Origin of the sequence: Sedimenticola sp., from assembly GCF_050289425.1 — a bacterium.
In the GTDB taxonomy this organism is placed as follows: Bacteria; Pseudomonadota; Gammaproteobacteria; order Chromatiales; family Chromatiaceae; genus Sedimenticola.
Window position 1 is genome coordinate 1 of sequence record NZ_JBNKFS010000044.1, and the last position, 8,578, is coordinate 8,578.

The 8,578-nt window shown below is 60.1% G+C and carries 8 protein-coding genes; 4 read left to right on the forward strand and 4 right to left on the reverse strand.

Annotation, left to right across the window (positions count from 1 at the left end; all coding sequences use genetic code 11):
- The 3 genes from ACQY5R_RS17975 to ACQY5R_RS17985 form a co-directional block, all read left to right on the forward strand.
- Positions 1-283 (forward strand): hypothetical protein (locus ACQY5R_RS17975; RefSeq protein ID WP_428610664.1); only part of this gene is annotated, 283 nt, incomplete at its 5' end.
- 50 nt (positions 284-333) lie between these two features.
- Positions 334-456: a hypothetical protein gene (locus ACQY5R_RS17980; RefSeq protein ID WP_428610665.1), complete on the forward strand. Its 123-nt coding sequence runs from the start codon at positions 334-336 to the stop codon at positions 454-456.
- Positions 453-1,070, forward strand: a complete 618-nt coding sequence (locus ACQY5R_RS17985; protein WP_428610666.1) for a tetratricopeptide repeat protein — start codon at positions 453-455, stop codon at positions 1,068-1,070. The genes ACQY5R_RS17980 and ACQY5R_RS17985 overlap by 4 nt, the downstream gene beginning before the upstream one ends.
- Before the next feature lie 130 nt (positions 1,071-1,200).
- Here ACQY5R_RS17985 and ACQY5R_RS17990 read toward each other — a convergent pair whose 3' ends face one another.
- From ACQY5R_RS17990 to nifL, 4 genes are all read right to left on the reverse strand, one after another.
- Entirely contained in the window at positions 1,201-3,342 is a 2,142-nt protein-coding gene (locus ACQY5R_RS17990) for an ATP-binding protein (protein WP_428610667.1), read from the reverse strand.
- A 31-nt stretch (positions 3,343-3,373) separates the two neighbouring features.
- Positions 3,374-4,009 (reverse strand): response regulator, encoded by a 636-nt coding sequence (locus ACQY5R_RS17995; RefSeq protein ID WP_428610668.1) that lies wholly within the window; start codon positions 4,007-4,009, stop codon positions 3,374-3,376.
- 254 nt (positions 4,010-4,263) lie between these two features.
- Positions 4,264-5,826, reverse strand: coding sequence for a nif-specific transcriptional activator NifA (nifA, locus tag ACQY5R_RS18000; RefSeq protein ID WP_428610671.1), 1,563 nt, complete (start codon positions 5,824-5,826; stop codon positions 4,264-4,266).
- Positions 5,827-5,830: 4 nt separating this feature from the next.
- Positions 5,831-7,462: a nitrogen fixation negative regulator NifL gene (gene nifL / locus ACQY5R_RS18005; protein ID WP_428610669.1), complete on the reverse strand. Its 1,632-nt coding sequence runs from the start codon at positions 7,460-7,462 to the stop codon at positions 5,831-5,833.
- Between the two features lie 424 nt (positions 7,463-7,886).
- On the opposite strand from nifL, the gene rsxA reads away from it, so the two are divergent.
- Entirely contained in the window at positions 7,887-8,465 is a 579-nt protein-coding gene (rsxA, locus tag ACQY5R_RS18010; RefSeq protein ID WP_428610670.1) for an electron transport complex subunit RsxA, read from the forward strand.
- Positions 8,466-8,578: the final 113 nt, after the last annotated feature.

Below are 8,578 nucleotides of genomic sequence, written 5' to 3' on the forward strand. Positions count from 1 at the left end.
TCCACGCTTGTCCGCGATCATGCACAAGCGGGCGCTGCACGCCGCCTCAAAAAAGGAGGCGCTCCAGAGCCGCTTTGGCGGCGGACCGATGAATGCCGATGCCAAGAGAAAATTCAACACCCATGTGGAACGTATTGCCGTAGCGCGCGTCAAGTCTCTGCAGGGCGACGATGACGCCGTACGCCAGAGCTTTATCGCTGCCCGCGCCTGCGACGTTCAGTACAGCCTTCGTGCGACGCCAGTACCTGGAGAAGGCAAAGAAGGTGAACGGTCGGCCCGTTAAGCAAGTACTCCGTTACTGTTTGCACACTTATATTGAAAGGGCATTTCCATATGCCCGGAAATTTCGCCATCATCACCATCGCACGGCTGTTGGACGCGGCCGTTACCCATCACACCAATGCGCTAGCGGATGATTTCGATGGTGCGGATAAGCGGAGGGAATTTATTAAATGAAACGTTTTTGCAAACCGTTACTGTTAGCGTCAAGCCTGTTGCTGTCCATGGCGGCGCCTGCCGGCGCACAGGAGGTCCGCTCTGCCGCACGATGGATGCAGATGGCCGTAAACGGCGATCTCGAAGCCAATGGCGTGGTGTGCGACGGACTCGTTACCGGAAGGAATGGGTTCCCTCTGGATCGTCCGAAGGCATTTTCCTTCTGTAAAACATTCGCCGATAAGAGCGGAGGGATAGCCGAGGCGAACTTCCTGGTCGGGGTATTTTATGAGAAAGGCTGGGGCGTGGCGCAAAGCGATGCCGAAGCGCTCGAAAGGTATCGACTTGCGGGCGACGCGGGATGGGGCGATCTACCCGACGCCCAGGCCGCATTGGGTCGTTTCTACTACCAAGGGCGTGGCGGACTGAAAAAAGATGCTGCAAAGGCCGCGCATTATTGGAGATTGGCGGCCAAGCAGAACAATGCTTACGCACAACTCAATCTGGCCGGACTCTACCATGCCGGCCATGGCGTACCCAAAGATATCGAGGAAGCGAAGCGTCTCTACCGGCTCGCCGCCCGGAACGGGGACCCCAATGCCAAGGCCGCGCTTCAGCGTCTTGAGAAGCGGTAGCCCGGCCACACGGCGGCGTAATCCATGGGGTCACTGCGGCGCGGATCTTACCTGGATTTCGCCCGCATAGGTCGGTGTATCGCCTAAGTTCCCTTGGGCAGGTTTGATCCGGGCGACAAACCCGTCAATATCATCTTGACGGCGTACCGGCTGGCGTAAGGGGTTGGTCCAGCGGTACCGTCACCTCCAGAGTGCAACCGGCCTGTGCATGACGCCGCCATTGAACAGATCCGCCCAGCTTATTCAAACGGTGCCGGATATTGAGCATGCCCCGTCCTTCACGCCAGGTCTCCGGATCGGAACCGACACCGTCATCCATAATCGCCAGGTGCAACCGGCCGGCCGTTTCCGTAATGCGTACGGTGACGGTCGTGCCCCCGGCGTGTTTGATCACGTTGTTCAGTGCCTCGCGCAGGATGCAGGCCGTGTGGCGAAGACGGAAGGTCGACACCGGAAGATCGGTGGCGACCGTTTGTTCCCACTGCAGCAAAATCCCGGCATCATCGAGCCGCTCCTGTGCCTCCGCACGCCAGTCGGCAAGTGCGTCGGTCAGCGGCAGGACACCCTCATCCGACTGGGAGACCACGTCGCGCAGATCCGCCAGCGCCGAACGTGCCAACTCACCGCTGGCCGGGTCCTTGGCCCGGTAAAGCAACGACAACAACTTCGATCCGACATCATCGTGCAGATCACCAAAGATACGCCGCCTCTCCTCGATCGCCTCGTGCCGTGCGCTCAATCCATCCAGTGCCTGCCGGGCAAGTTGATGCAGCAGTGTGGCCGCCTCACTGTCGCGTCGCGTGAACAGTCGACTGCCGCGATGCGGATGATGGAGAACGAGGTGTTGCTCGCCAAACAGGTGCGGTACCGCCAGCGTCTGGGCATCGTTACCGATGCGTGGTGCAGACAAGGAGCCGGGCTCGATCTGCAGATCGAGTACATCCCACTCACGGGCCAGATACTTGTGCCACAACTCGGCGAGCTGTCCTACCTCCTCGGCGCTAAAGAGTTCCTGGATCAGGCGATGAATCTGTCGGCCGCGTTCATCTCCCCCGCGGTGCAGATGGGAGAAGAGCCACTGCCGAGCGGGGAAATAGATCCAGCCCACCAACGCCAGCGACAGTGCCAGCGAGGTGCCCTGGGTCAGGCCCAATGCCCACAGGAGCAACGCGTCGACGCCGATCACCACGAGTCCGCCAAAAAACCAGATCCAGGCCGTCAGCCACCAGCGATCCAGGTCGAACAGCCGATAGCGCGTGATGCCCAGGGCGATGCCGACAAACATGAGCAGGAAGACGACGAACATCACTCCCTGGCTGGCCACCGGTTCGGTGCCGAGCGCGAGGGGAAGCAGGATCACCGCGGCAAACAGTCCGGTACCGAGATAGATGGAGAGCAGGTACCACTTCAACGCCGCACGCTCGACCGGATGAGCAGCCGTCTTTCGCCACTGTAGCCAGGCGAAAAGAAAGGTGATCGAGAAGAGACACAGTATGGTAAGGTAGACCGAGCCGGGATCGGGAAAGAGCTGCCGTACAAACCCTATCCATGACAGCAGGGCGGCGCCGTAGACAATCGTCGGCACGGGAAAGCGGTGTCCGAGCGTGCGCGGATATTCCCACAACAGCGCAACCAGGGCGGCCGTAAAGGTCAGCGTACCGAACCAGTTGACGGCCGAGAGCAAGCGCACGGTTTCACCGTCCATAACCAGTTCGCGCGTACTGTAGACGGTCGCTGCCGTGGCGGAGAGGAGCAGACCCAGGCCGGTCACCGCAAAATGAGCCGCACCGCGATCCCGCGGGCGAAAGGCATAAACGCCCGCCGCGATGAGAAATCCCAACACCCCGACCGCGAGTTGCACCCAGAACATCGACGGGAGATCACCGATAGTGCGCGGACGCGCGCTGAGTGTTACCGGCTCTCCGTCGATCTCTGCGCTGACGGTGCCTTGGTCCACGGCGGCATTGAGCTGCCCGAGGGCGTCAAGAAACCTGTTGTAACTCTCCCATGTTCCGAGTTGATCCGGCTCCTCGATAAGCAGCGTACCATCCATCTCAATGCCGCCAAGTCGGGTGAGCCGACCGCCCTGCGAAACCTGGCGCGCATTGAGCGAACCGGGGGCGACCCGGGTGATGATAAGCCCGCCCTGCGCATGCGGCGTCATGACCAGGTCGAATACCGGAGCGTAAAGGGAAAGATGAACGGTAGCGGCAACAACGGCAGCGGCAAGGATAGCTGCAAAAAAGAGCCGATGCTGGGGCGTCAGTTTCATATCGTCATGATGCAAAAATGCCGGAAGGACATCAACCGGGTTTGATAAACCCGAGACGCGCCGCTTCCAGCGTCGCCTCGGCGCGGGAGGAGATATTCAGCTTGCGGTAGATGCTCTTGACATGGTCACCCGCCGTGTGGCGGCTAATGGACAGGGCTTCCGCCACATCGGCCAGCTTGATGCCTTTGGCGATCAGCGTGAGCACTTCCCGCTCACGCGGGGTGAGATCGTGAACCAGCTCCGGCGCAGGGGTGCCAAAATGGCCCAGTAGACGGCGGGCGATAGCCGGTGATAACGGCGGCTCACCGTCGGCGATTCCGCGCAACCGGCGAACAAACTGATCGCCGGGCATATCCTTGAGCAAGTAGCCACCGGCCCCGGCCTGGAGTGCCGGAAACAGATGTTGATCGTCGTCGTAGATGGTCACCACGACACAGAGGGTCTGGGGAGATTCGCTATTGATTCGTGCAATGAGATCAACGCCGTTGCCATCCGGCAGATGAAGATCAATCAGTGCGAGGTCGTAGCGGCATCCGTCGAGCCGGTCGCTCGCCTCCGCAACGGAGGCCGCGAGACGCACCGTGATACCGGGAAAGACCGAGCCGAGGGCATCGGCCATCCAGTCGCGGGCTTCGGGTGTGTCTTCTACGATCAGTGCGCGTTGCATGGTTATCTCGAAGCTGTCCGACCCATTGTCCTGAATGAGGTACCAGTGGGTGGAGAAAGGGTCCGCCCAGGGGTGTTGTGGTTGCGGGTTATTCTATCCTGATTTGGGTGTGGCGGTCTTTTATGTGGCGTTTCTTTACAAGCTGCTGCACGGCGCCACCCATCCTACACGCTGGTAGGGTGGGCACGTTTTTGTGCCCACGCGGTGGTCTCATCCCCAGATAAACGCCACACCACTTCGTCGAGGGTGGTCCATCAAATCTGCCGCACCTTGATATTCAGGGTCTGGATACGATAGCCGATCTGGCGCGGCGTCATGCCCAATATCCGCGCCGCCTTGGCTTGCACCCAGCCGGCTTGTTCCAAGGCGGCAATCACCCGTTCCCGCTCATCCAGATCCGGATCATCGACATCGACGCGGGGCGTGGATGCACTGGAGATGGGATTCTGGAAACTGCTCTGTAGACCGGTCAGGCTGATGGTGCGGCTATCGATGCGACCTTCGTCGCTCATCACTGCCGCACGTTCCAGGCAGTTTTCCAGCTCACGTACATTACCCGGCCAGTCGTAGCGCATCAGCGGTCCCAATGCACTGTCTTCCAGGACCAGCTCCCGGCCCTGGCTTTTGGCGATCTTGGAGACCAGGAAGCGTACCAGGTCGGGGATATCTTCGGCCCGCTCCCTTAGCGGCGGCGTGTTGATCGGCATCACATTCAAACGGTAGTAGAGGTCTTCGCGGAAATTGCCCGCCTGCACCTCCGACTCCAAATTTTTGTTGGTGGCCGCCACCACCCGCACATCCACCACATTGGTGCGGTTACCGCCGACCCGTTCGAACTCCCCTTCCTGCAATACCCGCAGCAGCTTGGTCTGGAATGCGGGGGTGATCTCGCCGATCTCATCCAGGAAGATGGTACCGCCATGGGCCTGTTCGAAACGTCCCTTGCGCTGACTGATCGCTCCGGTGAAGGCGCCCTTTTCATGGCCGAACAGTTCCGACTCCAACAGGGTATCGGGCAGGGCCGCACAATTGAGCTTGATGAACGGTCCGTTGGCGCGCGGTGAGTTGTAGTGGATGGCATTGGCGATCAGCTCCTTACCGGTGCCCGACTCGCCCCGCACCAGCACCGTGGTGTTCCATTTCGCCACCTGGCGGATCTGGTCAAACACCAGGCGCATGCTGCGGGTGTGTCCCACCATGTTGGAGAAGCCGTGCTCCCCGCGCACCTTGCGCCGTAGCGAGTCGCGCTCGCTCTTCAGCGCCAACTGTTCATCCTCGACCTTTTTCGCCAATCGCACGCTCTGGCCGATCAAGTTGGCCACCATCTCCAGAAACTGCTGGTGCCGGGCCAGCAAGCTGAAACCGCCCTGGGGCTGGGCCGCCAGCACGCCGGTAATCTGGCCGCCAATGGAGATCGGCACCCCGATAAAAGGCAGGCCCAGGTCGTAGACCCCGAGGCGATCAAGAAAACGGTACTCATCCGACAGCCGCTCCACCACCACCGGCTTGCCCCTTTCCATGATGGCACCGACAATCCCTTCACCCGGTTTGTAGTGGATCTGGTTAAAGGGTGCCGGATTCTCATGCAAAGCCGTTACCAGCAGATTGCCGCTCGCTTCATCCAGCAGGGCAATCATACCGTGACGCAATCCGTTGGTATCATTCAGGGTGCGCAGTACCTCTTGCAGTGTCTGGCGAAAATCGAGCGAGCGGCTGAGCACCTGGCTAACCAGATAGAGACTCTCCAAGGTGGTTTCCAGGATCTTGTAGTCCGGGCCATGCTTCTCCGTCCCGAGGGATTCATCCGCTACACACATCACCTCATACTCCTCCCGCACCTTTGACGGGCAGTCTCACAAAGACCCGGCAACCACCGTAAAAATCGGCATCAACCTCGATACTGCCACCGTGTCCCACGATCACTTCCTGCGCCATGGTCAACCCCATGCCGGCATGTTCACCGGCTCGCGACCAGCCGCAGAAAAACGGTTCAAACACCTTCAGGCGCATGCTGTCCGGGATACCCGGCCCATTGTCCATCACCTCCACCACCAGTTCCTGATCCACCTGCCGGCTCTGCAGACGGATCTCCCGGTAATCCTGTCCTGACTCGTTCACCGCCTGGATGGCATTGTCGATGAGATATTTGAACAGGCCGCGTAGGGCGTTGGGGCGACCGGTCACACTCGACAACACCGCCGCCGGCCGCCAATCCACCACCACCCCCGATGCCAGCAGGCGGTCGGTGGAGAGGCGCATCACTTCATGCAGGATCTCATTGATATTGACCATCGAGGCCTGCTCCAGGGTGGGGCTGGGCAGGGCTGCCTGCAGGCTCTCCATCGCCTCGTTGCCACTCTCCAGCGCCTGGTGCAACACCTGGCAGACACCGCATTTGTCGGAGCCGGTACCGGGCATGGCCAGGGCGGCGCGGATAATGTTGAACGGCACCTGCATCTTGAAGATGGCACCCGAAATCGCCTCACGCATGGTCTCCACCATCTGCTGCTCGGCCATGCTGGCGCGGATCATGTTCAACCGCACCTCATTGATGCGCTTGCGGCTGCCCGTCACCTCGTTGGCAATCAGCAGCAGGCAGTAGCGTGTCTGCTCCTGCTGCTTAAAATAGTTCTGCGCCGCCTCATCCAGCTCGTCAACCCGCACGGCGGAGCAGGCGAACCAGCGCGGCGCCGTGCTCCCCGCCAGATCGAGACGGATCTCTACATTGGTAAAGCCCTTACCGGTACGACAGGCGTCGACCAGATCGAAATCGATCTGCTGTTCCAGGGCATCCAGGAATAGCCCAGCCGGCTCCACGCCCCGGCAATCCCCCAGCAACGCCTTGTAGGCGTGGTTATCCAGCAGTACCTTGCGTTCCGCGGTAATCATCGCCACCACCATGGGCGCCGCATCCAGTGCCGCCTCGGTCAGGCTCTTCTGGAACTTCAGCCGCTGTTCAAGTTGATGCATCGATGTAATATCCCGGTGCATACCAAGGTAATAACTGACTTCCCCGCTGGGGGCCAGCACCGGCGAAATCACCAGCTCCGCCAGGTACTCCTCCTGGCATTTTTTGTGGTTCACCAGGGTCCCCTGCCAGACCTGTTTTGACTGGATGGTTTTCCACAACTCCTGGTAGACACTGATCGGTGTCGAGCGACTGGAGAGCATCGATTCGTTGTGCCCGATCACGTCGTCCCGCCCATAGCCGGTGAGCTTTTCAAACGCCTGATTTACATAGAGAATCCTGGCAGACGGGTCGGTAATAGAGATCGCCACCGGGGCCTGTTCCACGGTTTCGAGAAACAGCTTCGGCGGCAGAATTTGCCCATCGCCGAAGCTGTTGAAGGCCTCGATGATTTCCGTCGGCGTACCCTCTGGCGGTGCGGCCAGAAAACGGCTGATGGCATCGATCACCTCGCCACCGGCGGCGCTGGATTTTTGCTGGATCATGACGCGGCTTCCCCAATACCGTAAGTTCAATACCCGATACCAGTGCAAAAGGCATACCACCTATTAACCGGGTGCTGTAAAGGGGCCACAATCCCATAGGGGCAACCCCCTGTGGTTGCCCTTATGGTCACCGCACCATCGACCCGGACAGGCACGGGAGCCTGCCCCTACTCGCCTGTACCGGCACTTGTCATCAAGCCGACAAATGGAATGAGAAACGCTGTAACAAACCCGACAATCGATGGCGATGTGATTCCATCACCCCCTGCCTCGCCAATACGCCCCGCCCCCGCTTCCTGGCTGGATTACCCTGTCAAATCAGCACAGTAAGCGGGAAACGCCGGCTCACGCGGCGTCCCGGTGTAGTGGCTGGCATACTCTTTGCGATGACCTACGGTGTCTTCTCTAACGAGCCGTATAGTCGATGGAATACTTTCTGATCATCCTCTCCAGCGCCCTGGTCAATAACGTGGTACTGGTGAAATTTCTCGGACTTTGCCCCCTGATGGGGGTGTCGAACAAGCTCGACTCCGCCTTCGGCATGGGATTGGCCACCACCTTTGTGCTGACCCTGGCCTCCTTTGCCGGCTGGCTGTTGGAACACTTTGTCCTGACGCCGCTGGACCTCGGTTTTCTGCGCATCCTCACCTTCATTCTGGTGATCGCGGTGGTGGTGCAGTTCACCGAGCTGGTGATCCGCAAGACCTCGCCTGCGCTCTATCAGGTCCTGGGTATCTTCCTGCCGTTGATCACCACCAACTGTGCCGTGCTCGGTGTGGCGCTACTCAATTCACAGCAGCAAAACAGCTTGCTGGAGAGCCTGCTTTTCGGTTTCGGCTCGGCCCTCGGCTTCACCCTGGTGCTGGTGATGTTCACCGGGCTGCGCGAACGTCTGGCCCTGGCCAATGTGCCGGCCGCCTACAGCGGCACACCGATCGCCTGCGTCACCGCCGGACTGCTGTCACTCGCCTTCATGGGTTTTGCCGGCCTGACCACGGCCTAGGAGAAGAAGCGATGATCTCAGCCATCCTCATCATCACCGTCATGGGACTGGTCATGGGCGCCATTCTGGGCATTGCCGCCACCTACCTGGCAGTGGAGGGCAATCCGCTGCAG

Bases quoted from the DNA above. Each gene is read 5' to 3' on its own strand.
- ACQY5R_RS17980 (WP_428610665.1), top strand. From the start codon at position 334: ATGCCCGGAAATTTCGCCATCATCACCATCGCACGGCTGTTGGACGCG.
- ACQY5R_RS17985 (WP_428610666.1), top strand. From the start codon at position 453: ATGAAACGTTTTTGCAAACCGTTACTGTTAGCGTCAAGCCTGTTGCTG.
- ACQY5R_RS17990 (WP_428610667.1), bottom strand. From the start codon at position 3,342: ATGAAACTGACGCCCCAGCATCGGCTCTTTTTTGCAGCTATCCTTGCC.
- ACQY5R_RS17995 (WP_428610668.1), bottom strand. From the start codon at position 4,009: ATGCAACGCGCACTGATCGTAGAAGACACACCCGAAGCCCGCGACTGG.
- nifA (WP_428610671.1), bottom strand. From the start codon at position 5,826: ATGTGTGTAGCGGATGAATCCCTCGGGACGGAGAAGCATGGCCCGGAC.
- nifL (WP_428610669.1), bottom strand. From the start codon at position 7,462: ATGATCCAGCAAAAATCCAGCGCCGCCGGTGGCGAGGTGATCGATGCC.
- rsxA (WP_428610670.1), top strand. From the start codon at position 7,887: ATGGAATACTTTCTGATCATCCTCTCCAGCGCCCTGGTCAATAACGTG.